We start from the raw sequence: 22,722 nt of genomic DNA on the forward strand, positions 1-22,722 counted from the left end.
CCGGCCCGTTCGGGAGCCGCAGACACGAGGGCGCCCCCTGGATCCCAGGGGGCGCCCTCGGCGTCGCAGGGCCCTCACGGCCCCGTCCGGATCAGTTCGAGCCGCCCAGGTGGTGGACGCGGACCATGTTGGTGGTGCCGGGGACACCGGGGGGCGAACCGGCCGTGATGACCACGACGTCACCCGCGTTGAAGCGGTTGAGCTTGACCAGCTCCTGCTCCACGAGCTCGACCATCTCGTCGGTGCTGTTCACGAACGGCACCACGTACGGCTCCACGCCCCAGCTCAGCGCCATCTGGTTGCGCGTGCCCTCGTCGGTGGTGAAGGCGATGATCGGCTGCTGCGCGCGGTAGCGGGACAGACGGCGGGCGGTGTCGCCGGACTGCGTGAAGGCCACCAGGCCCCGGCCGCCGAGGAAGTCGGCGATCTCGCAGGCCGCGCGCGCGACCGAACCGCCCTGCGTGCGCGGCTTCTTGCCCGGGACCAGCGGCTGCAGGCCCTTGGACAGCAGCTCCTGCTCGGCCGCGGTGACGATCTTCGACATCGTCTTCACGGTCTCGATCGGGTACGCGCCCACGCTCGACTCCGCGGACAGCATGACCGCGTCGGCCCCGTCCAGGATCGCGTTGGCCACGTCGGAGGCCTCGGCGCGGGTCGGGCGGGAGTTGGTGATCATCGACTCCATCATCTGGGTCGCCACGATCACCGGCTTGGCGTTGCGGCGGCACAGCTCGATGAGGCGCTTCTGCACCATGGGGACCTTCTCGAGCGGGTACTCGACGGCGAGGTCACCGCGGGCGACCATCACACCGTCGAACGCCATCACGACGTCCTCCATGTTCTGCACCGCCTGCGGCTTCTCCACCTTGGCGATGACCGGGACGCGGCGGCCCTCCTCGTCCATCACGCGGTGCACGTCGTGGACGTCCTTGGCGTCCCGGACGAACGACAGCGCGACCAGGTCGCAGCCCATGCGGAGCGCGAAGCGGAGGTCCTCTATGTCCTTCTCGGACAGCGCGGGCACGTTGACGGCCGCGCCGGGCAGGTTGATGCCCTTGTGGTCGGAGATGACGCCGCCCTCGATGACGATCGTCTTCACCCGGTGCCCGTGGACCTCGGTGACCTTCAGCTCGACGTTGCCGTCGTTGATGAGGATCTGGTCGCCGTGGGAGACGTCGCCGGTCAGGCCCTTGTAGGTGGTCCCGCAGATCGTCTTGTCGCCGGGGACGTCCTCGGTGGTGATGGTGAACTCGTCACCCCGCACCAGCTCCACGGGACCCTCGGCGAAGGTCTCCAGTCGGATCTTCGGGCCCTGCAGGTCGGCGAGGACACCGATGGCCCGGCCGGTCTCCTTGGCGGCGGCCCGGACCCGGTCGTACCGGCCCTGGTGCTCGGCGTGCGAGCCGTGGCTGAAGTTGAAGCGGGCCACGTTCATGCCGGCTTCGATCAGCGCGACGAGCTGATCGTGGGAGTCGACCGCGGGGCCGAGAGTACAGACGATTTTCGAACGGCGCATGGGGCGATCCTATCGGTTTGTTTCTCAGCGGAATATTCCGTCTGGTGGAAAATTCAGAAGGGCGGGATGCCGCTCAGGTGTGAATCCCCGGATCGTTTACCAGCGCGTAGGTCTGTGTCGCGATCTCCATTTCCTCGTCCGTGGGTACCACCGCCACGGCGACCCGGGCGCCGTCCGGCGAGATCAGCCGTGCGGTGTCGCCGCGCGCCGCGTTGCGCTCGCCGTCCACCGCCAGGCCCAGCTCCTCCAGGCCCGCCATGGCGGCCTCGCGCACGGGCGCCGCGTTCTCGCCGACACCGGCGGTGAAGGCCACCGCGTCCACCCGGCCGAGCACGGCGTAATAGGCGCCGATGTACTTCTTCAGGCGGTGAATGTAGATGTCGAAGGCCAGCTGCGCCTGCGCGTCGCCCGCGTCGACCCGGCGGCGGATCTCCCTCATGTCGTTGTCGCCGCACAGTCCGATCAGACCGCTCTTCTTGTTGAGAAGAGTGTCGATCTCGTCGGCGGACATTCCCCCCACACGCATCAAATGGAAGATGACGGCCGGGTCCATGTCCCCGGAGCGCGTACCCATCACGAGCCCCTCCAGAGGCGTCAGCCCCATGGAGGTGTCCACGCAGCGTCCGCCCCGCACGGCCGACGCGGACGCCCCGTTGCCCAGGTGCAGCACGATCACGTTCACCGCGGAGGGGTCCTTGCCCAGCAGCTTCGCCGTGGCCCGGGAGACGTAGGCGTGCGAGGTGCCGTGGAAGCCGTAGCGGCGGACGCGGTGCTCGTCGGCCGTCTTCACGTCGATCGCGTAGCGGGCCGCCGACTCCGGCATCGTGGTGTGGAAGGCGGTGTCGAAGACGGCGACCTGCGGCAGGTCCGGCCGCAGCGCCCGCGCGGTGCGGATGCCGGTGAGGTTGGCCGGGTTGTGCAGCGGCGCCACCGGGATGAGCCGCTCGATCTCGGCGAGCACGGTGTCGTCGATCACCGTGGGCTCGGTGAAGAACTTGCCGCCGTGCACCACCCGGTGCCCGATCGCGGCCAGTTCGGGCGAGTCCAGGCCCAGGCCGTCCTTGGCCAGCTCCTCGGCGACGGCCTTCAGGGCGGCGTCGTGGTCGGCGATCGCCCCGCCGCGCTCCCGGCTCCCGCCGCCCGCCGGGGTGTGCCGCAGCCGCGAGGTCTGCTCGCCGATGCGCTCCACCAGGCCCACCGCCAGCCGGCTGCTGTCCCGCATGTCGAGCAACTGGTACTTCACCGACGAGGAGCCGGAGTTGAGGACGAGGACACGGGACGGGCTCACTGGGCGGCTGCCTTCTCGCGCGGGGACGGGGCGGGGGACTGGGCCTGGATCGCCGTGATGGCGACGGTGTTGACGATGTCCTGGACGAGGGCGCCCCGGGACAGGTCGTTGACCGGCTTGCGCAGGCCCTGCAGCACCGGCCCGACGGCGATCGCGCCGGCCGAGCGCTGCACGGCCTTGTAGGTGTTGTTGCCGGTGTTCAGGTCGGGGAAGACCAGCACGCTGGCCTGCCCGGCGACCTCCGAGCCGGGCAGCTTGGTCGCCGCGACCGACGGCTCCACGGCGGCGTCGTACTGGATCGGGCCCTCGATCTTCAGGTCGGGCCGGCGCGCGCGGACCAGTTCGGTGGCTTCGCGCACCTTGTCGACGTCGGCGCCGGAGCCGGAGGTGCCGGTGGAGTACGAAAGCATCGCGATGCGCGGCTCCACGCCGAACCGCTCGGCCGTGGTCGCCGACTGGATGGCGATGTCCGCGAGCTGCTCGGCGTTCGGGTCCGGGTTGACCGCGCAGTCGCCGTAGACCAGGACCTTGTCGGCCAGGCACATGAAGAACACCGACGAGACGATGCCCGCGTCCGGCTTCGTCTTGATGATCTCGAACGCCGGGCGGATGGTCGCGGCCGTGGAGTGCACCGAGCCCGACACCATGCCGTCGGCGAGGCCCTCCTGCACCATCAGCGTGCCGAAGTAGTTCACGTCGGAGACGACGTCGTAGGCCAGCTCGACGGTGACGCCCCGGTGGGCGCGCAGGGCCGCGTACTTCTCGGCGAAGCCGTCGCGCAGCTCGGAGGTGGCCGGGTCGATCAGCTGGGACTCGCCGAGATCGACGCCCAGGTCGGCGGCCTTCTTGCGGATCTGGTCGACCGGCCCGAGCAGGGTCAGCTCGCACACGCCCCGGCGCAGCAGCACCTCCGCCGCGTGCAGCACGCGCTCCTCGGTGCCCTCCGGCAGGACGACCCGGCGCAGGCCGGATCGGGCCTGCTCCAGCAGCTTGTGCTCGAACATCATCGGCGTGACGCGGTCGCTGCTCGGCGCGGAGACCCGGCGCACGAGGTCGGCGGTGTCGGCGTACCGCTCGAACAGGCCGAGGGCCCGCTCCGCCTTGCGCGGGGTGGCCGCGTTGAGCTTGCCCTCCAGGGAGAACAGCTGCTCGGCGGTGGGGAAGCTGGTGCCGGCCACGGACAGCACCGGCGTGCCCGGGGCGAGGCGGCCGGCGAGGGTCAGGATGTCGTCGCCCGGCACCTCGTTCAGGGTGAGCAGCACCCCGGCTATCGGCGGGGTGCCGGCGCTGTGCGCGGCGAGCGCGCCCACCACCAGGTCGGCGCGGTCGCCCGGGGTCACGACGAGGCAGCCCGGGGTGAGGGCGCTCAGGAAGTTCGGCAGCATCGCGCCGCCGAAGACGAAGTTGAGCACGTCCCGCGCGAGGCCCGAGTCGTCGCCGAGCACCACCCGGGCGCCGAGGGCGTGGCTGATCTGCGAGACGGTCGGCGCGGACAGGGCCGGCTCGTCGGGCAGCACGTAACAGGGCACGGGGAGCCGGGAGTCGAGCCGGCGGGCGATCTCGTCGCGGTCCTCGCGGGCGACCCGGTTGGTGACCATGGCCAGGACGTCGCAGCCGAGGGTGTCGTAGGCGCGGTAGGCGTTGCGCGTCTCCGCGAGCACCGACTCCACGTTCTGCCCGCGGCCCCCGACGACCGGGATCACGGAGGCGCCGAACTCGTTCGCGAGCCGGGCGTTGAGCGACAGTTCGTCCGGGAGCTGGGTGCCGGCGTAGTCGGTGCCGAGGACCAGGACGACGTCGTAGTCCCGGGCGACCAGGTGGAAGCGGTCCACGAGCGTGGACACCAGCTCGTCGGTGCCGGACTCGGCCTGCAGGGCGGACGCCTCGTGGTAGTCCATGCCGTAGACGGTGGCCGGGTCCTGGGTGAGGCGGTAGCGGGCGCGCAGCAGCTCGAAGAGGCGGTCGGGCCCGTCGTGGACGAGGGGCCGGAAGACGCCCACCCGGTCGACCTGCCGGGTGAGGAGTTCCATGACCCCCAGTTCGACCACCTGGCGGCCGTCGCCGCGGTCGATGCCGGTCACGTACACACTGCGGGTCACGCGCGCTCTCCGTTTCATCTCGTTCGTCTCGTTCGTCTCGGGGCGTTCTGCCCTCGTCCGTGGAGGACAGTGTCGGCGTCGAGGGCACAAAAATCGCCCACCGAGGTGAGCAGAACCCTCTTGACAGTACCTCCCACGCTTTATGAGGCGCCCGTCAGAACGGGGTGCGACAGGGGAGGGCGCGGAGCGTGAAACAATCGGCAACGGCTCACCGGTATCCACAGCGAGCAGGAGACACAGCACGATGCGTATCGGAGTTCTCACCGCAGGCGGCGACTGCCCGGGCCTGAACGCCGTGATCCGGTCGGTCGTGCACCGCGCCGTCGACAACTACGGCGACGAGGTCATCGGCTTCGAGGACGGCTACTCCGGCCTGCTGGACGGCCGCTACCGCTCCCTCGACCTGGAGTCCGTCAGCGGCATCCTGGCCCGCGGCGGCACCATCCTCGGCTCGTCCCGGCTGGAGCGGGACCGGCTCCGCGAGGCCTGCGAGAACGCCTCCGACATGATCCACGAGTTCGGGATCGACGCGCTGATCCCGATCGGCGGCGAGGGCACGCTGACCGCCGCGCGCATGCTGAGCGACGCGGGACTGCCCGTGGTCGGCGTCCCGAAGACGATCGACAACGACATCTCCTCCACGGACCGCACCTTCGGCTTCGACACGGCCGTCGGCGTCGCCACCGAGGCGATGGACCGCCTGAAGACCACCGCCGAGTCCCATCAGCGGGTGATGGTGGTGGAGGTCATGGGCCGGCACGCCGGGTGGATCGCGCTGGAGTCCGGCATGGCGGCCGGCGCGCACGGCATCTGCCTGCCGGAGCGGCCCTTCGTCCCGGCCGACCTGGTCAAGATGGTCGAGGAGCGCTTCGCCCGCGGCAAGAAGTTCGCGGTGGTCTGCGTCGCCGAGGGCGCCCACCCCGCCGACGGCTCCATGGACTACGGCAAGGGCGAGATCGACCAGTTCGGCCACGAGCGCTTCCAGGGCATCGGCACGGCCCTCGCGCACGAGCTGGAGCGCCGGCTCGGCAAGGAGGCCAAGCCGGTCATCCTCGGCCACATCCAGCGCGGCGGCACGCCGACCGCCTACGACCGGGTGCTCGCCACGCGGTTCGGCTGGCACGCCGTGGAGGCCGCGCACCAGGGCCGGTTCGGCATGATGACCGCCCTGCGCGGGACCGACATCGTGATGGTGCCGCTCGCGGAGGCGGTCACGGAGCTGAAGACGGTCCCGAAGGACCGCATGGACGAGGCCGAGTCGGTCTTCTAGGACGCCCCGGGGGGCCGGTCCGGTCCTCACCCGGGCAGGGCCGGCGCACCGGCTGGTTCGGGCCGGTGCACGGGCCCGGGGAACGCCCTCGCCCCTCCGGCTCGCTCCGGCGGAGCCGGTGCCTGTGTGGAGGATCGCCCAGGACTGAGCCCAGGACCTGCCCGGCGGATCGTGCGACTGCGTCCCGTGCCGGCGGGTCCGTACGGGCCTGCAGGGCGTCCGCCCGGACGGGCGGACGGAGAAGGGGCGCACTCCGTGGCCGGCGTTCCGGCCGGGCGGTGAGGGCGGAGAACCCGCGGCGCGATCCGTGCGGTCCGCCGGGGGACCGCCCCCTCACTGGCCCGTGACCCAGCGGTACCGCAGCTCCGGGCGCCCCACCGTGCCGTACTGCGGGCGGCGGGCGGCGCGGCCCGCGTCGACCAGGTGCTCCAGGTAACGGCGGGCCGTGATGCGGGAGATGCCGACGGTCTCCGCGACACCGGCCGCGGTCAGGCCCTCCGCGCTGTCGCGCAGGGCGACGGTCACCCGCTCCAGCGTCGGCGCGCTCAGCCCCTTGGGCAACGCGGCCGGGCCCGGTGCGCGCAGGGTGGCGAGCGCGCGGTCCACCTCGTCCTGGCCGCTGGCCTCGCCGGCCGCCGCCCGGAACTCGGCGTAGCGCACCAGGCGGTCGCGCAGGGTCGCGAACGTGAACGGCTTCAGGACGTACTGCACGACACCGAGCGAGACGCCCTCGCGCACCACGGCCAGGTCACGGGCCGACGTCACCGCTATCACGTCGGCGTGATGGCCGGCCGCCCGCAGGGAGCGGGCCAGGTGCAGGCCGTGCCCGTCCGGCAGGTGCAGGTCCAGCAGGATCAGGTCCACCGGCGTGCGGTCCAGGGCCCGGCGGGCCTCCGCGCCCGTGTGCGCCGTGCCCACCACGACGAAACCCGGCACCCGCCCCACGTACATGACGTGCGCGTCGGCGGCGACCTGGTCGTCCTCCACGACCAGGACGCGGATCACCTTCTCGCCGCCGGTCATGCGCCGCCTCCCGCCCTGGTGGCCTCCGGTGCCCCGGACGCGCCCCGGTCCGCCGGCACCGGCTCCCGCAGCGGCAGCCGTACCTCGAACCGCGCCCCGCCCCCGTCGGCCCGCGTCACCGCCAGCGAGCCTCCGTGCCGCTGCGCCGCCTGCCGTACGAGCGCCAGGCCCAGCCCCCGGCCGTCCGGACCCGCGGGCTTCGTCGAGAAGCCGCGCCGGAAGACCGCCTCGGCGTGCTCGGGATCCACACCCGGGCCGGTGTCCGAGACCCGCAGCACCAGCTCGGGGGCGCCCCCGGCGCCCCGGGTCTCCCGGGTGTACGCCGCCACCCTCACCTGCGCCCGCACGCTGCCCTGCGCCGCGTCCACGGCGTTGTCGATCAGATTGCCGAGGATGGTCACCAGGTCCCGGGCGGGCAGGGTCTCGGGCAGCAGCCCGTCGTCCAGGCTGCTGTCCTCCGACACCACCAGCTCCACGCCCCGCTCGTTCGCCTGGGCCGTCTTGCCCAGCAGCAGCGCCGCCAGCACCGGCTCGCTCACCGCCGCCACGACCTGGTCGGTCAGCGCCTGCGCCAGTTCCAGTTCGGCCGTCGCGAACTCCACCGCTTCCTCCGCCCGGCCCAGCTCGATCAGCGAGACGACCGTGTGCAGCCGGTTCGCCGCCTCGTGCGCCTGCGAGCGCAGCGCCTGTGTGAAACCTCGCTCGGAGTCCAACTCGCCCATCAGAGACTGCAGTTCGGTGACGTCGCGCAGGGTGACGACCGTACCGCGCCGCTCGCCGCCCGACACCGGGGAGGTGTTGACGACCAGCACCCGGGACGCCGTCAGATGCACCTCGTCCACCCGCGGCTCCGACGCCAGCAGCGCACCCGTCAGCGGCGCGGGCAACCCCAGCTCCGCCACCGACCTGCCCACCACGTCCCCCTCCACCCCGAGCAGCTCCCGGCCGCCGTCGTTGATCAGCGCCACACGGTACTGCCCGTCCAGCATCAGCAGCCCCTCGCGTACCGCGTGCAGGGCGGCCTGGTGGTAGTCGTGCATCCGGCTGAGCTCGGCCGCGTTCATCCCGTGGGTGTGGCGGCGCAGCCGGGCGTTGATCACGTACGTGCCGACCGCGCCCAGGGCCAGGGCGCCGGCCGCGACGCCGAGCAGGGCCGTGAGCTGCCCCTGGACGCGCTGGGTGATCTCCTCGACCCGGATTCCCGCGCTGACCAGGCCGACCACCCTCGTGCCGTCCCGGATCGGGGTGACCGCGCGGACCGACGGGCCGAGCGTGCCGGTGTAGGTCTCGGTGAAGGTCCGGCCCCGCAGCGCCTTCGCGGTGTGCCCGCGGAAGGTCTGGCCGATCTCGCGCGGGTCGGGGTGCGTCCAGCGGATGCCCCGCGGGTCCATGATCGTGATGAAGTCGACCTCGGTGTCCCGCATCACCCGCAGCGCGTAGGGCTGCAGCTCGGCGGACGGGTCCGGGGTCCGGGTCGCCGCCAGGACGGAGGGGGAGTCGGCCACCGAGCGGGCCACCGCCCTGGCCTGCCGCGCCGCGGCCTCCTCGGCCTGGCTGCGGTCGCTGACATAGGTGAACAGCGCGTATCCGGCCACCACCACCGCTATCAGCACGGCCTGCATGGCGAAGAGCTGGCCCGCCAGACTGCGGGGACGGGGGACGGAGAAGCGCATGCCGTCAGTCTGCCTCGTGGCCGATTGTGAACGAAATGAACGGAAGGGTGACCGCGCTCACGGGGAGCGACATAGTCACGGCATTCCCCACAACGCATCCCCGGGAGCCCCACTCCCTGTTGCTCGGGGTTCCCCGGAGTTTCCCCGGACGTGAGCCGCACGCCGGTGATGCCGACGACGTCGTCAAGGAGGGCCGCCGTGACCAGCGCAGCCGATACGGCACCTGCCGCACCCCAGGCCAAGCGGGACCGCACGCACTATCTCTACATCGCGGTGATCATCGCGGTCGCCGCCGGAATCGCGGTGGGTCTGGCCGCGCCCGACTTCGCCGTGGAGCTGAAGCCGATCGGCACCGGCTTCGTGAACCTGATCAAGATGATGATCTCGCCGATCATCTTCTGCACGATCGTGCTGGGCATCGGCTCGGTGCGGAAGGCCGCCAAGGTCGGTGCCGTCGGCGGTATCGCCCTGGGCTACTTCATGGTGATGTCGCTGGTCGCGCTGGGCATCGGCCTGGTCGTCGGCAACATCCTGGAGCCGGGCACCGGCCTCGCGGTGACCGACGCGGTCAAGGACGCCGGTCACGCGCAGGTCGACGCCGAGGCCAAGGACACCACGGAGTTCCTCCTCGGGATCATCCCGACCACCATCGTGTCCGCCTTCACCAGCGAGTCGGTGCTGCAGACCCTAATGATCGCGCTGCTCGCCGGTTTCGCGCTGCAGGGCATGGGCGCGGCCGGTCAGCCGATCCTGCGCGGCATCGAGCACATCCAGCGGCTCGTCTTCCGCATCCTCGCCATGGTGATGTGGGCCGCCCCCATCGGTGCCTTCGGCGCGATCGCCGCCGTCACCGGCTCCGCGGGCGTGGACGCGCTCAAGAGCCTCGCCGTGCTGATGCTCGGCTTCTACGTGACCTGCTTCCTCTTCGTCTTCATCGTGCTCGGCGCCCTGCTGCGCGCGATCTCCGGCCTGAACATCTTCACGCTGTTCAAGTACCTGGGCCGTGAGTTCCTGCTGATCCTGTCCACGTCCTCCTCGGAGTCCGCGCTGCCGCGGCTCATCGCGAAGATGGAGCACCTGGGCGTCAGCAAGCCGGTGGTCGGCATCACCGTCCCGACCGGCTACTCCTTCAACCTCGACGGCACCATGATCTACATGACCATGGCCTCGCTGTTCATCGCCGACGCCATGGGCACCCCGATGTCGGTCGCCGAGCAGATCCCGCTGCTGCTGTTCCTGCTGGTCGCCTCCAAGGGCGCGGCAGGCGTCACCGGCGCCGGCCTCGCCACCCTGGCCGGCGGTCTGCAGTCGCACAAGCCGGCCCTGGTGGACGGCATCGGCCTCATCGTCGGCATCGACCGCTTCATGAGCGAGGCGCGCGCCCTGACGAACTTCGCGGGCAACGCCGTCGCCACGGTGCTGATCGGCACCTGGACCAAGGAGCTCGACAAGGGGCGGGTGCACGAGGTCCTCGCCGGCCGGCTGCCCTTCGACGAGAAGACCCTGCTGGACGACGGCCACGGCCACACCGCGCCGGAGGGCGAACCCGCACAGGTGTCCGCGCAGGGCGGCGAGAAGGAGCTGGCCAGGGCCTGAGAGCCGCGGGCCGCACGGGAGACTCCGGGCGGCTGGGTGTCCCCCGTCACCCGGCCGCCCGGTTCGCGTGCCGCCGGCGTCAATCGTTCAGCTTCGCCACCAGTGCGGTGGCTTCGGAGGCGGGCATGCCCGCCGCGGTCAGGACCGTGACCGCGGCGCAGCGGCCCGCCTCCTGCGCTGCCAGCAGGCCGTCGTTCACCGCCTCCATCACCGCGAACAGCATCTGCTCGTGCACGTACGCCAGGGCCGGCGCGGGCAGCGGTGAGGCGAAGACGTGCTCGTCCAGTCCGCGCTGCAGCAGCCCGACGCTCTCCTGGCGTACCGGCGCGAGCCGCTCCCGAATGCCCTGCATGGTGACCGTGCGCTGGGCGAGCGCGATCAGCAGCCGGTAGCGGTCGGCGATGTCCCACACCGCCAGCACCGAGCGCGCCACGGCCTCCGCCGGGTCGTCGACGGCCTCGCGGCCCGCCGCGTCCGCGGCCGACAGCGCCTCGACGGCCTCGTCGACGAGCGTGCTGATCAGCGCGTCCCGGCTCGGGAAGTGCCCGTAGACGGTCCGCCGCACCACGCCCGCGGCGCGCGCGATCTGGTCCATGGACGCGTCGGGATCCCGCAGCAGCTCCGCGAGGGCGACGTCGAGGATGCGGCGCCGGTTGGCGTCGGCGCGACTGGTGCTGCCCGTGGTCATGGACCTCATTGTGCCCCTCCTCCCATGACTTGCACAGTGCTGTGCAACGGCGTACATTGCACAGCGTTGTGCAAATGCACAGCCCTGTGCAAGTGTGGGAGGAAGGCGACCCCGTCATGCGACTCGTGATGACCGAACCGGCCGAGCGGATGGAGCGCCCCTACGCCCGGCGCTGGTGGGCCCTGCTCGTGCTGTGCCTGAGCCTGCTGATCATCGTGATGGCGAACACCGCCCTCACCGTCGCCGCGCCGGACATGACCGAGGACCTCGGCCTGTCCAGCGCGGACCTGCAGTGGGTCATCGACGGCTACACCGTCCCGTACGCGGCGCTGATGCTGCTGCTGGGCGCGATCGGCGACAAGTACAGCCGCCGCGGCGCGCTCGTCCTGGGACTGCTGGTGTTCGGCGGCGGCTCGGTCTTCGGGTTCCTCGCCGACAGCGCCACGACGGTCGTCGCGGCCCGGGCCGTGATGGGCGCCGGCGCCGCGATGATCATGCCCGCCACGCTGTCCCTGCTCGCCGCGACCTTCCCGCGGGCCGAACGCGCCAAGGCCATCACCCTGTGGACGGCCACGGCCGGGCTCGCCATCGCGGCCGGGCCGCTGGTCGCCGGGGCGCTGCTGGAGCACCACGGCTGGTCGTCGACGTTCCTCATCAACGTGCCGGTCGCCGCCCTCGCGGTCGTCGGCGCCCTCGCCCTCGTGCCGCCGTCCAGGGCCGGGCACCGCGGGCGCATCGACTACGGCGGCGGGCTGCTGTCCGTGGTGTGGATCGCCGCGCTGGTCTACACGATCATCGAGGGCCCCCACTTCGGCTGGGGTGCCAAGGCCGTCACGGCGGCGGTCGTCGCGGCGGCCGGCTTCGCGGCCTTCGTGGCCTGGGAGCTGCGCCACCCGCGTCCCGTCCTCGACGTCCGCCGCTTCGCCGACCGCGGCTTCGCGGGCTCCAACCTCGCCGTCGCGCTGTTCTTCCTGGCGGTCTTCGGCGCCTTCTACTACCTGACGCAGCACCTGCAGTTCGTCCTCGGCCACGACGCCCTGGGCACGGGCCTGCGGATGCTGCCGCTGGCCGGTGCCGTGTTCGCGGGCTCCGCCCTGACCGGTTACCTCACGCCCCGGGTCGGCATGAAGTGGACCGTCACGGCCGGCATGGCCGGCGGCACGGCGGCCCTGGCCCTGCTCACACTGATCGACGCCGGATCCTCGTACGGCGACTTCGTGGCGCCGCTGGTCGTGCTGGGCCTGGCCATCGGGCTCGCCCTGTCGCCCTGCACGGACGCGATCATGGGCGCGTTCCCGGAGTCCGAACTGGGCGTCGGCGGGGCGGTGAACGACACCTCGCTTGAGCTGGGCGGTTCGCTCGGCATCGCCGTCCTGGGCTCGCTGCTGGCCACCTCGTACTCCGGCCGGCTCGAGGACGCCGCGGCCGGCAGTACGCTCCCCGCGTCCGCGCTGGAGGCGGCACAGGACTCCGTCGGCGCCGGCTACGCCGTGGCCCGGGGCCTCGGGGACCGGGCGCGGCAGCTGGCCGAGCAGGCCGGGCAGGCGGGCGATCCGCAGCAGGCGGAGCGGCTGCGCGCGCAGGCGGAGCAACTCGGCGCCGGCGCCCGGCGGATGGCCGACGCGGTCGGATCGTCCTTCGCGGACGCGGTCGCCCACACCAGTCTGGTCGGGGCGGTGGTACTGGGCGCCGGCACCCTGGTCGTGGCGCTGCTGCTGCCGGGCCGGGACCGGGGCGGGGTCACGGAGGAGCCGGCCGAGGAGCGCGAGCCGGAGACCGCCGGGGCGCGCTGAGGCCTTGCCCTGACGTCGGCGTCAAGGCGTACGTTCGCGGTCGGCGAATCGGCGAGCCGGCCGCACGCGCCGGGACGACCACGCGGACGCCGCGGTACTACGAGGCACGGGGGCTGCTGCCCGCGCGGCGCACGGATGGGGGGCCTCTGCTCGAGCGAAGTCGAGGGCTTGAGGGAGGGTACCGGACCGCGGACCTGCCGGTGCTGGTGGAGTTCACCGCGGACCGGTGCCCGCCGTGCCGGCAGATGGGGCCCGCGCTGAAGGCCCTCGCCTCCCAGGAGGGCGACCGGCTGAAGGTGGTGCGGCTGGACGTCGACGCGAACCCGGAGACCACCAACGCCTACAAGGTGCTGCCGATGCCGACCTTCATGGTCTTCCGCGACGGCGAGCCCGTGAAGGCGATGGTCGGCGCGCTGGCCAAGCGGCTGCTGCTGGAGGAACTCGCCGACGTGCTGTAGGCGACAGGCCCGACGACGCGGAAATCCCCCGAGCAATTGCGATCGGGGGATTTACTTGCGTATATTCGTCTGTTCGTGACTTCAACTTGATTGACGTCACGGATAAGTTCAGTGAGCACAGTGTATCCGGGCGGGAGCGGAATTGTCAAACACCGAATTTCCGGACGATGAATTGCGGCAGGAACAGGAATTCATCGACGGGTTGTACGGGCGTGTGGACGCGCTGCGCGGCGACGCCGAGGCCTCCGTCACGGACGCGCTCGCGCAGGGCGGCACCCCCAGGCAGGCCAGACTGGAGCGGGACATCCTCGTGGCCGAGCGCTCCGGGCTGCTCGCCGCGCTGAACGCGGTGGACGGCTCCCTGTGCTTCGGCCGCATCGACCTCACCTCCGGCGTCACCCACCACATCGGCCGCATCGGCCTGCGCGCCGACGACGCCGAGCGCACACCCGTCCTGATCGACTGGCGTGCCGACGTCGCCCGCCCCTTCTACCTGGCCACCGGGCACACCCCGATGGGCCTCGGGCGCCGGCGGCACATCGCCACCGACGGCCGCCGGGTCACCCACCTGCACGACGAGATCCTCGACCTCGGCGACCGGACCCGCACCGGCCACGAGGACCCCACGGGCGACGCCGTGCTGCTGGCCGCGCTGAACTCGGCGCGCACCGGCCGCATGGGCGACATCGTGCAGACCATCCAGGCCGACCAGGACCGCATCATCCGCGCCCCGCACCGCGGTGTGCTCGTGGTGGAGGGCGGCCCGGGCACCGGCAAGACGGCCGTGGCCCTGCACCGCGCCGCCTACCTGCTGTACGAGCACCGGGAGCTGCTCGCCAAGCGGGCGGTGCTGATCGTCGGACCCAACCCGGCCTTCCTCGGCTACATCGGCGAGGTGCTGCCCTCCCTCGGCGAGACCGGCGTGCTCCTCGCGACCGTGGGCGAGCTGTACCCGGGGGTGCGGACGACCGTCACGGACACCCCCGAGGCGGCCGCCGTCAAGGGCCGGGCCGACATGGCCGACGCCCTCGCCGAGGCCGTCCGCGGCCGCCAGTCGCTGCCCGACCCGGTGATCACCGTCGAGCACGACCGCGAGGTCCTCATGCTCGACGACGGCCTGGTCAACGTCGCCCGGGAGCGCACCCGCGCCGCCGGGCTGCCGCACAACGTGGCCCGCGAGCACTTCGAGGGCCACATCCTCAACGCGCTCACCGACCTGTACGCCGAGCGGATCGGCACCGACCCCTTCGACGGGTCCAGCCTGCTCGACCCCAGCGACATCACCCAGATCCGCGACGACCTCGCCGAGAACCCCGAAGTGTGGTCCGCGATCGACCGGTTGTGGCCGGTGCTGACCCCGCAGCGGCTCGTCGCGGACTTCCTCGCCGTGCCCGAGGAGTTCCTGTCCGACGCGGACGCCGACGCCGTACGCCGACCGGCCACCCGGCACTGGACCGTCGCGGACGTGCCGCTGCTCGACGAGGCCGCCGAGCTGCTCGGTGAGGACGACCGGCCGGCCCGGGAGCGCGCCGCGCGCGAGCGCGAGACGCAGATCGCCTACGCGCAGGGTGTGCTGGACGTGTCCTACGCGTCGCGGACCTACGAGTTCGAGGACAAGGAGGAGGACGATCCCGAGAGCTCGGAGGTGCTGTCCGCGCACGACATCATCGACGCCGAGCGGTTCGCCGAGCGGCACGAGGAGGACGACCACCGCAGCGCCGCCGAGCGCGCCGCCGCCGACCGGACCTGGGCGTTCGGGCACATCATCGTCGACGAGGCGCAGGAGCTGTCGCCGATGGCGTGGCGGCTGCTGATGCGGCGCAGCCCCACCCGCTCGATGACCCTGGTCGGCGACCCGGCGCAGACCGCCGAGGCGGCCGGCGTCGGCTCCTGGGCGGACATCCTCTCCCCGTACGTCGAGGACCGCTTCGAGCACACCCGCCTGGGCGTCAACTACCGCACCCCCGCCGAGATCATGGACGTGGCGGCGGCCGTGCTCCGCGCCGAGCACCCGGACTTCGAACCGCCCAGCTCGGTCCGCTCCACCGGCGTACGCCCCTGGGCACGCGCCACCGACGACCTCCCGGGCGCCGTCGCCAAGGCGGTCGAGGAGCTCACCCCGCAGGAGGGACGGCTCGCGGTGATCGCGCCCCGCGACCTCCACCGGAGGATCGCCGCCCGGCTGGACGGCGTCACGGCGGGCGCCCAGCCCGACCTCACGCAGCAGGTCGTCCTGCTCGACCCGCGGCAGTCCAAGGGCCTGGAGTTCGACTCCGTCCTCGTCGTCGAGCCCGGCCGCTACGGCACCAGCGACCTGTACGTGGCCCTGACCCGGGCCACCCAGCGGCTGGGCGTCGTGCACACCGGGGAGCTGCCCGAGTCCCTGGCGCAGGCGTTCACCCGGTCCCGATGACGAGACCGGCGAGGACCGGCAGCGGCGTGATGGAGCCGCCGCGGCCCCGCGGGCGTCGCGGCGGACGCGGTCGATGCGCAGCTCCGGGTACGAGGACGGGTGAGGGGCCTCACCTCAGCCCCTTCCGGGTGTGAGGTGAACGGGGTGCCCCGCGGCGGCCACTCCACGGGCCCGGCACCGACGCCGCTGTGACGGAATCCGCTCCTGCCGTCACAGCGGCGTCACGGGCCGTCTAGGCGGGACGCAGGTACACCGTCGCCAGCGGCGGCAGGGTCAGGCGGATGCTCGCCGGACGGCCGTGCCAGGGCTGCGCCTCGGGCTTGATCGGATCGGGGTTGGTGACACCGCTGCCCCCGTAGCGGGCCGCGTCGGTGTTGACGGCCTCGTGCCAGGCGAGGACGTCCTCGGGCACGCCCAGGCGGTAGTCCTCGCGCACCACCGGAGCGAAGTGGGAGACGGCCAGCACCGGACGGCCCTCGGGGTCCAGCCGCAGGAACGCCAGGACGTTGTCCTCGGCGGCGTCCCCGACGATCCACTCGAAACCGGCCGGATCCGTGTCCAGGCGCCACAGCGCCGGGGTGGCGCGGTAGACGGTGTTGAGGTCGCGGACCAGGTCGCGCACGCCCCGGTGGTCGGGCTCGGCGCCGTAGCCCGGGTCCAGCAGCCACCAGTCGGGCCCGTGCGTCTCGGACCACTCCGCGCCCTGGGCGAACTCCTGGCCCATGAACAGCAGCTGCTTGCCCGGGTGGGCCCACATGTAGCCGAGGTAGGCCCGGTGCCCGGCGCGCTGCCGCCACCAGTCGCCGGGCATCTTCGACACCAGGGAGCGCTTGCCGTGCACGACCTCGTCGTGGGAGATCGGCAGGACGTAGTTCTCGCTGTAGGCGTACACCATCGAGAACGTCATCTCGTGGTGGTGGTACTTGCGGTGCACCGGCTCGTGGCTCATGTACTGCAGCGAGTCGTGCATCCAGCCCATGTTCCACTTCAGCCCGAACCCGAGCCCGCCGAAGCCGCTCGGGCCCTTGTGGTGCGTGGCCCGGGTGACGCCGTCCCAGGCGGTCGACTCCTCGGCGACGGTGACCACGCCGGGCACCCTGCGGTACACCGTCGCGTTCATCTCCTGCAGGAACGCCACCGCGTCCAGGTTCTCCCGGCCGCCGTGCTCGTTGGGCGTCCACTGCCCCGGCTCGCGCGAGTAGTCCAGGTAGAGCATCGAGGCGACGGCGTCCACGCGCAGCCCGTCGATGTGGAACTCCTCGCACCAGTACACGGCGTTCGCCACGAGGAAGTTGCGCACCTCGTTGCGCCCGAAGTCGAACTCCAGCGTGCCCCAGTCGGGGTGCGCGGCCCGCTGCGGGTCCTCGTGCTCGTACAGGGGCCGGCCGTCGAACTCCGCCAGCGCCCAGGCGTCGCGCGGGAAGTGCGCCGGGACCCAGTCCATGATCACGCCGATGCCCGCCTGGTGCAGCCTGTCGACCAGGTACCGGAAGTCGTCCGGGGTGCCCAGCCGGGCCGTCGGCGCGTAGAAGCCGGTGACCTGGTAACCCCAGGAGCCGCCGAACGGATGCTCCGCGACCGGCATCAGCTCCACGTGCGTGAAGCCCAGGTTCTTCACGTACCGGGGGAGCTGCTCGGCCAGCTGACGGTACGTCAGGCCCGGTCGCCAGGACGGCAGATGGACCTCGTACACCGAGAACGGCGACTCGTGCGCCGGTGCCTCGGCACGCCGGGCCAGCCACGCGGCGTCGCCCCACTCGTACTGCGAGGAGGTGATGACCGACGAGGTCGCGGGCGGCACCTCGGTGCGGCGGGCCAGCGGGTCGGCGCGCAGCGTCTTCGAGCCGTCGGGGCGGGTGATCTCGAACTTGTACAGCTCGCCCTCCGCGACGCCCGGCAGGAACAGCTCCCACACGCCGGACGACCCCAGCGACCGCATGGGGTTCCCGGCGCCGTCCCAGAAGTTGAAGGTGCCGGCCACGCGCACGCCGCGGGCGTTCGGCGCCCACACCGCGAACCGGGTGCCGGTCACGCCCTGGTGGGTCGTCGGGTGCGCGCCCAGCGCCGTCCACAGCTCCTCGTGCCGGCCCTCGCCGATGAGGTGCAGGTCGAGGTCGCCGAGGGTCGGCCAGAAGCGGTAGGGGTCCTCGGTGTCCAGGACCGTCCCCTCGTACTCCACGAGCAGCCGGTACACCGGGATCTCCGTCAGCGGGAGCAGCCCGGAGAAGAACCCCTCCCCGTCGGCGTGCAGCTCCGCCCGCAGCTCCCCGGAGACGACCGTCACCGACAGGGCGTACGGCCGGAACGCCCGGAAGGCGACCCCGCCGGGCACCGGGTGGGCGCCGAGCACGGAGTGGGGGTTGTGGTGCGTGCCGCGCAGCAGCCGTTCGCGGTCCACCGCGTCGACGGCAGGCGAGACGGCGATCTCCATCTCCGGCGGCACGACCTGGACCGGGGCGGCCTTCCCCGCGGCGCTCCCGGTGGCGGGCGCTCTCTCGCCAGAAGCCTTCTTGACGGCGGCCTTGTCAGCAGGTGGCTTCTCGGCGGCGGTCTTCCTGGCCCGAGCCTTCTTGACGGCGACCTCCCCGGCGGGGACCTGCTCGGCGGGGGCCGCCTTCACCGGCTTGGCCCTCTTGGCTGCCGTCTTCTTCGCGGCGGTCCCGGGTGCCGTGGCCTTCCTGGCGGTCACCGCCTTCGCCGTCCCGGCCGCCGCCTTCTTCACGACGGCCTTCCTGGCGGCGGGCTCGGCGGTCGCCGGCGCGGGGGTGGCCGGGGCGGCGGCCGCCCCGACGGCCGAAGGCTTCCCGGTGACGGCCTTCTTCGCCGCCGCCTTGGTGGCCGGGGCCTTCCTGTCGGCCGTCTTCTTCGCGGCCGCCTTCTTGGTCACGGTCTTCCCGGCGGCGGCCGTCTTCGCGGCGGCCGTCTTCGCGGCGGCCGTCTTCGCGGCGGCCGTCTCCTTCTTCGCCGCTGCCTGTTTCGGCACCGCCGTCTTCTTCGCTGCGCTCTTCGCTGCGCTCTTCGCTTGCGCGGCCGTGGGCTGCTCGGGGATCTTCTCCCCGGCCGTCCCCTTGGGACGCGAACCGCTGGACTCAGGACGGGGGGTCACGGGAGGTGCCTCCTGGGCGAAGGTGGGTCGGTCAGGTCAGGTGGCCGGACGTGGCGAGCCGCTCTGTGGCGGCCAGCGGCACCGGCAGCCACTCGGGGCGGTGCCGGGCCTCGTACACCACCTCGTAGATCGCCTTGTCGGTCTCGTAGGCGCGCAGCAGCACCGGGTCGGTGCGCGGATCGCGGCCGGAGGCCTCCGCGTAGCCGGAGCAGAACGCGGAACGGCAGGTCTCGGCCCAGCCCGGCTGCGGGGGGTCGGCCGAGCGCGCCGCGTAGTCGAAGGACCGCAGCATGCCGGCGACGTCCCGGACGGCCGGCTGGGGCATGCGCCGCTCGGCCAGCGGGCGGGCCGGCTCGCCCTCGAAGTCGATCAGGAACCACTGACCGGACGGCGAGCGCAGGCACTGCCCGAGGTGCAGGTCCCCGTGCACCCGCTGGGCGGTCCAGGTGCGGCCCTCGGAGGCCAGGTCGCCCAGCGCCGTGAACGTCGACCGGAGGCCGCCGGCGTGGGGCCGGAGCGCGGGGACGGCGTGGAGGGCGGCCTCCAGCCGCTCGATCATGCCGTCGACCATCTGCCGCAGCTGCACGTGACCGAAGGTGACCGTCGGCAGCGCCCGGGCCAGCGCGGTGTGCACCTCGGCCGTGGCCCGGCCCAGCGCCCTCGCCTCGGCGCCGAAGTCCTCGCCCTTGGCCAGCTCGCGCAGCGCCAGCTCCCAGCCGTCGGAGGCGCCCTGCAGGAACGGCTGGAGCACTCCCAGCACATACGGCTGGCCGGCCGGTTCCGCGGGGCCGGCCGAGACGACCGGGTCCGCCGTGGGGTCGACGTCGGCGACCATCCAGGCCGTGGGCGCGGGCACCCGGGGGCAGCCCTCGCGGGCCAGTGCCAGCGGCAGCTCCAGGTCCGGGTTGATCCCGGGCACGATCCGCCGCAGCAGCTTCAGGATGAACGTATCTCCGTAGACGAGGGAGGAGTTGGACTGCTCCGCCGTCACCACGCGGGGGACCAGGCCGGAGCGGATGTCCTGGCCGGGGTCCCGCTCGAAGCGGAGCCGGCCGATGCGCGCCCGGGTGCGCAGTGCCTCCAGGAGCAGCTCGGCGGGCCTGGCGTCGTGCAGGGCGTCGTAGACGGTCCGTCCGGCCAGCGGGCCCGTCGGGACGTGTCCGATGAGCGCGGGCGCCAGCCGAGGCGGCAGCGCCTCGCGCACGCCTATGAGCAGCTGGTAGCAGTCGCCGGGGTGGCCGGGCGCCCCGTGCCCCGGCACCAGCGGCTGGTGGGCGCGGACGAGCAGGTGGTACAGGCCGAGCTTGGCCGACGACGGCAGCAGCTCCGTGGCCTCGACCAGGGTGAACCCGGTGACCGGTCGTCCCTTGCCCGCGAACCAGCGCTGCCGCGGCAGCCACTCGCGCAGCAGCGGGTCGAGGGAGGCGAGAAGGCCGGGCGGGGTGGCGGTGCGTGTGACGGCTTGCGGCATGGCGTCGCGTCCTTTCACCCATGGTGTGTGCGCCTCCGGTGCCTGCGCGGCCCGTTCCGGCGACGTCCCTCCGGCTCACGCGGGTGGCGGGGTGTTACTAGTGCGTGCCCCGGGCGGGGCAGGGGAAACGCCCCGCCACGGGGGTTTGCGGCCTGCCCCGCGGATCAGGCCGTCTCAGAGCGGATCAGGCCTCATACGGCGTCCCTGCGGAGCCGGAACCAGTAGAAGCCGTGGCCCCCCAGCGTCAGCAGGTACGGCAGTTCGCCGATCGCCGGGAAGCGCACCCCGCCGAACAGCTCCACCGGGTGCCGGCCCTCGAAGGCGCTGAGATCCAGCTCCGTGGGCTGTGCGAAGCGTGAGAAGTTGTTCACGCAGAGCACCAGGTCGTCCTCGTACTCCCGCAGGAACGCGAGCACCGCGGGGTTGGAGGAGGGCAGCTCGGTGTACGAGCCGAGCCCGAAGGCCGGGTTCTGCTTGCGGATCTCGATCATGCGCCGGGTCCAGTGCAGCAGCGACGACGGCGACGCCATGGACGCCTCGACGTTGGTGACCTGGTAGCCGTAGACCGGGTCCATGATCGTGGGCAGGAACAGCCGCCCCGGATCCGACGAGGAGAAGCCCGCGTTGCGGTCGGGCGTCCACTGCATCGGCGTGCGCACCGCGTCCCGGTCGCCGAGCCAGATGTTGTCGCCCATGCCGATCTCGTCGCCGTAGTACAGGATCGGCGAGCCCGGCAGGGACAGCAGCAGGGCGGTGAAGAGCTCGATCTGGTTGCGGTCGTTGTCCAGCAGCGGGGCGAGCCTTCGGCGGATGCCGATGTTGGCGCGCATGCGGGGGTCCTTGGCGTACTCCGCCCACATGTAGTCGCGCTCTTCGTCGGTGACCATCTCGAGCGTGAGCTCGTCGTGGTTGCGCAGGAAGATGCCCCACTGGCAGCGCGAGGGGATGGCCGGGGTCTTGGCCAGGATCTCGGAGACGGGGTAGCGGGACTCCCTCCGCACGGCCATGAAGATGCGGGGCATGACCGGGAAGTGGAACGCCATGTGGCACTCGTCGCCGCCGCTCGGATAGTCGCCGAAGTAGTCGACGACGTCCTCGGGCCACTGGTTGGCCTCGGCGAGCAGCACGGTGTCCGGGTACTGGGCGTCGATCTCCTTGCGCACGCGCTTGAGGAAGGTGTGCGTGGCCGGGAGGTTCTCGCAGTTGGTGCCCTCCTCCTGGTACAGGTACGGCACCGCGTCCAGCCGGAAGCCGTCGATGCCCAGGTCCAGCCAGAACTTCAGCGCGGAGATCATCTCCTCCTGCACGGCCGGGTTCTCGTAGTTGAGGTCCGGCTGGTGCGAGAAGAAGCGGTGCCAGTAGTACTGCTTGCGGACGGGGTCGTACGTCCAGTTCGAGGCCTCGGTGTCGACGAAGATGATCCGGGCGTCCTGGAACTGCTTGTCGTCGTCGGCCCACACGTAGTAGTCGCCGTAGGGGCCGTCGGGGTCCTTGCGTGACTCCTGGAACCACGGGTGCTGGTCGCTGGTGTGGTTCATGACGAAGTCGATGATCACGCGCATGCCCCGCTGGTGGGCGGCGTCGGCGAACTCCACGAAGTCCGCCAGGTCGCCGAACTCCGGCAGCACGGCCGTGTAGTCGGAGACGTCGTAGCCGCCGTCACGCAGCGGCGACTTGAAGAACGGCGGCAGCCACAGGCAGTCGACGCCGAGCCACTGCAGGTAGTCGAGCTTGGCGGTCAGGCCCTTGAGGTCACCGACGCCGTCCCCGTTGCTGTCCTGGAACGAGCGGACGAGCACCTCGTAGAAGACGGCGCGTTTGAACCAGTCGGGGTCGCGGTCCCTCGCGGGGGTGTCCTCGAAGGTGTCCGGAACGGGTTCGTTGACGATCATGTTGTGGGTGACCCTCCGATCTGCGGGTGGGACGGTCGCAGAACCGAGAACACGTGCGCGGGACTACGGCCCGGTTCGAGGCGCACATAGTTGGCCCTGCCCCAGTGGTAGGTCTCGCCGGTGAGCTCGTCGCGCACCGGCACCGACTCGTGCCAGTCCAGGCCGAGGTGCGGCATGTCCAACGAGACCGTGGCCTCCTGGGTGTGGTGCGGGTCGAGGTTGGCGACCACCAGAACCGTGTTCGAACCCTTCCTCTTCGAGTACACGATCACCGCTTCCTGGTCCGCGTGGTGGAAGTGGAGGTCGCGCAGTTGCCGGAGAGCGGGGTTTTCCCGCCGGACGGTGTTCAGCCGGGTCAGCAGCGGGGCGATGGTGCGCCCCTCCCGCTCCGCCGCCTCCCAGTCGCGGGGCCTGAGCTGGTACTTCTCCGAGTCGA

15 protein-coding genes and 1 pseudogene are annotated in these 22,722 nt (G+C 72.0%); 6 read left to right on the forward strand and 10 right to left on the reverse strand.

Translation table 11 applies throughout. From position 1 onward, the window contains the following. Positions 1–91: 91 nt before the first annotated feature. The 3 genes from pyk to pta all read right to left on the reverse strand — a co-directional run bounded on the left by pyk (position 92) and on the right by pta (position 4,903). The gene (pyk, locus tag ACFW6P_RS06595; RefSeq protein ID WP_386352386.1) at positions 92–1,516 is read right to left on the reverse strand and encodes a pyruvate kinase; all 1,425 of its coding nucleotides are present in this window, start codon (positions 1,514–1,516) and stop codon (positions 92–94) included. A gap of 73 nt (positions 1,517–1,589) precedes the next feature. Then, on the reverse strand, positions 1,590–2,804 hold the full coding sequence (locus ACFW6P_RS06600; RefSeq protein WP_386352389.1) for an acetate kinase: 1,215 nt from the start codon (positions 2,802–2,804) through the stop codon (positions 1,590–1,592). Further along, the gene (pta, locus tag ACFW6P_RS06605; protein ID WP_386352392.1) at positions 2,801–4,903 is read right to left on the reverse strand and encodes a phosphate acetyltransferase; all 2,103 of its coding nucleotides are present in this window, start codon (positions 4,901–4,903) and stop codon (positions 2,801–2,803) included. The genes ACFW6P_RS06600 and pta overlap by 4 nt, the downstream gene beginning before the upstream one ends. 244 nt (positions 4,904–5,147) lie before the next feature. Here pta and ACFW6P_RS06610 point away from each other — a divergent pair, with 244 nt between their 5' ends. Further along, entirely contained in the window at positions 5,148–6,173 is a 1,026-nt protein-coding gene (locus ACFW6P_RS06610) for an ATP-dependent 6-phosphofructokinase (protein WP_386352394.1), read from the forward strand. A 333-nt stretch (positions 6,174–6,506) separates the two neighbouring features. Here the strand turns inward: ACFW6P_RS06610 and ACFW6P_RS06615 are convergent, their stop codons facing one another. Continuing rightward, entirely contained in the window at positions 6,507–7,196 is a 690-nt protein-coding gene (locus tag ACFW6P_RS06615) for a response regulator (RefSeq protein WP_386352397.1), read from the reverse strand. Next, complete coding sequence (locus ACFW6P_RS06620) at positions 7,193–8,869, reverse strand: ATP-binding protein (RefSeq protein WP_386352400.1); 1,677 nt, start codon at positions 8,867–8,869, stop codon at positions 7,193–7,195. Before ACFW6P_RS06620 ends, ACFW6P_RS06615 begins: the two co-directional genes overlap by 4 nt. A 198-nt stretch (positions 8,870–9,067) precedes the next feature. On the opposite strand from ACFW6P_RS06620, the gene ACFW6P_RS06625 reads away from it, so the two are divergent. Continuing rightward, entirely contained in the window at positions 9,068–10,465 is a 1,398-nt protein-coding gene (locus tag ACFW6P_RS06625) for a cation:dicarboxylate symporter family transporter (RefSeq protein ID WP_386352401.1), read from the forward strand. A gap of 79 nt (positions 10,466–10,544) precedes the next feature. Here ACFW6P_RS06625 and ACFW6P_RS06630 read toward each other — a convergent pair whose 3' ends face one another. After that, the gene (locus ACFW6P_RS06630) at positions 10,545–11,162 is read right to left on the reverse strand and encodes a TetR/AcrR family transcriptional regulator (RefSeq protein WP_386352404.1); all 618 of its coding nucleotides are present in this window, start codon (positions 11,160–11,162) and stop codon (positions 10,545–10,547) included. Between the two features lie 107 nt (positions 11,163–11,269). On the opposite strand from ACFW6P_RS06630, the gene ACFW6P_RS06635 reads away from it, so the two are divergent. From ACFW6P_RS06635 to ACFW6P_RS06650, 4 genes and pseudogenes are all read left to right on the forward strand, one after another. Next, on the forward strand, positions 11,270–12,946 hold the full coding sequence (locus ACFW6P_RS06635) for an MFS transporter (RefSeq protein WP_386423051.1): 1,677 nt from the start codon (positions 11,270–11,272) through the stop codon (positions 12,944–12,946). 47 nt (positions 12,947–12,993) lie between these two features. Beyond that, a pseudogene (locus tag ACFW6P_RS06640) lies at positions 12,994–13,077 on the forward strand (MerR family transcriptional regulator); the annotation flags it as partial. Positions 13,078–13,092: 15 nt separating this feature from the next. Next, the gene (locus tag ACFW6P_RS06645) at positions 13,093–13,404 is read left to right on the forward strand and encodes a thioredoxin family protein (protein WP_386423061.1); all 312 of its coding nucleotides are present in this window, start codon (positions 13,093–13,095) and stop codon (positions 13,402–13,404) included. 142 nt (positions 13,405–13,546) lie between these two features. Next, the gene (locus ACFW6P_RS06650; RefSeq protein WP_386423053.1) at positions 13,547–15,817 is read left to right on the forward strand and encodes a HelD family protein; all 2,271 of its coding nucleotides are present in this window, start codon (positions 13,547–13,549) and stop codon (positions 15,815–15,817) included. A gap of 232 nt (positions 15,818–16,049) precedes the next feature. Here ACFW6P_RS06650 and glgB read toward each other — a convergent pair whose 3' ends face one another. From glgB to ACFW6P_RS06670, 4 genes are all read right to left on the reverse strand, one after another. Beyond that, positions 16,050–18,923 (reverse strand): 1,4-alpha-glucan branching enzyme, encoded by a 2,874-nt coding sequence (glgB, locus tag ACFW6P_RS06655; RefSeq protein WP_386352413.1) that lies wholly within the window; start codon positions 18,921–18,923, stop codon positions 16,050–16,052. Positions 18,924–18,954: 31 nt separating this feature from the next. Beyond that, on the reverse strand, positions 18,955–20,394 hold the full coding sequence (locus ACFW6P_RS06660) for a maltokinase (RefSeq protein ID WP_386352416.1): 1,440 nt from the start codon (positions 20,392–20,394) through the stop codon (positions 18,955–18,957). 191 nt (positions 20,395–20,585) lie between these two features. Further along, positions 20,586–22,286, reverse strand: coding sequence for a maltose alpha-D-glucosyltransferase (gene treS, locus ACFW6P_RS06665; protein WP_386352419.1), 1,701 nt, complete (start codon positions 22,284–22,286; stop codon positions 20,586–20,588). Beyond that, positions 22,283–22,722, reverse strand: a 440-nt coding sequence (locus ACFW6P_RS06670) for a DUF3459 domain-containing protein (RefSeq protein ID WP_386423055.1), incomplete at its 5' end; no start/stop codon positions are given. The genes treS and ACFW6P_RS06670, both read right to left, overlap by 4 nt.

Source organism: Streptomyces sp. NPDC058741, from assembly GCF_042746715.1.
GTDB lineage: Bacteria > Actinomycetota > Actinomycetes > Streptomycetales > Streptomycetaceae > Streptomyces.